1 protein-coding gene and 1 pseudogene are annotated in these 1,241 nt (G+C 66.6%); both read right to left on the bottom strand.

Annotated features, from left to right (window positions below):
• Positions 1 to 431, bottom strand: a pseudogene (locus AB0M11_RS41310) (ABC transporter permease); the annotation flags it as partial.
• Positions 432 to 524: 93 nt separating this feature from the next.
• The coding region (locus tag AB0M11_RS41305) for an ABC transporter substrate-binding protein (protein WP_365714143.1) at positions 525 to 1,241 on the bottom strand (717 nt) is incomplete at its 5' end.

Raw genomic sequence — 1,241 nt, 5'->3', positions numbered from 1 at the left:
ACGGTCTTGTCGAGCAGGGTGCCGCGCTTCCACGCGGCGATCATGCCGGTGCCCAGGCCGATGATCAGGAAGACGACCGCGGAGCCCAGGGTGAGGGAGATCGTGGTGGGCAGGCGGTCCATCATGGTCGACCAGACCGGGTCGTTGGTGTGGTACGAGTACCCGAAGCAGGGGGCCGGGCAGGGTCCCTGGGCGAAGCTGTTGCTGCCCAGGATCAGGTTGTGCAGGAAGATCCAGTACTGCTCGGGGATCGGCTTGTCCAGGCCGAGCACGTGGTGGATGTTCGCGAGGCTTGTGGGGTTGCACGTCTTGCCGCACATCAGCAGCGCCGGGTCACGCGGCATCCCGAAGAACAGCAAGAACGCCACGATGCTCAACAGGAACAGGATGACAATGGCACCGAGGATCCGGCGGACGAGGAAGCGCAGCATGACAGGGGCTTTCTGGCGTCGGCGGGCCGGGCGGTACCCGGTGCGCTGCCGCCGCGAAGGGCGCACGCACCGGGTACCGGCGGGTGGCTGGGATTACTTGATGTAGAGGCGACGCGGGTCGATGCCGCCGATCACGTTGTCGTAGACCAGGCCGCCGACCTTGGAACCGGCGATCTGGACCTGCTTGTAGTCGATGGTCGGAACGGCGTTGATCACCTCGGTGACCAGGTACTGGTCCAGCTTCTCCCACGCGGCGGCCGACTTGGCGGGGTCGCTGATCTTGTTCGCGGCGTCGATGTCGGCGTTGACCTTGGGGTCGTTGACGTGCGAGTAGTTCGGCGAACCGTCGGCGACACCGCGGCCGTCGAACAGCGGCGGGATCACGGTCGAGGCGGACGGCCAGTCGGCACCCCACGCGGAGGCGTAGATGTCGTAGTTGTTGTCGACCTTGCCGATCTGGTCGTAGTACGTCTCGGCGGGGATGTCCTGCCGCTGCACGTTGAAGCCGGCGGTCTTCAGAGCGGCCGCGATGGCGGTGGAGTACTGCTGGCCCTCGGGGGTGTTCTGGTAGCCGTAGGTCAGCTTCATCCCGAGCTTGCCGGCCTTCTTCAGCAGCGCCTTGGCCTTGGCCGCGTCACCACCGGGGTTCTTCTTCTTGCCCCACGGGTCGAAGGAGGCGTCGTAGCCGCTGACCGTCGGGCTGATGTAGCCGCCGGCCACCTCGGCGGCCGAGCTGCCGCCGAAGGCACGGATGATCGGGGTGATCGGCAGGGCGTAGGCGATGGCCTCGCGGACCGTCTTGTCCTGCAG

Source organism: Streptomyces sp. NPDC051987 (assembly GCF_040680735.1).
Lineage (GTDB): Bacteria > Actinomycetota > Actinomycetes > Streptomycetales > Streptomycetaceae > Streptomyces.
Note: the sequence above shows the minus strand (reverse complement) of the source record. Positions and strands in the feature narration are given on the sequence as shown.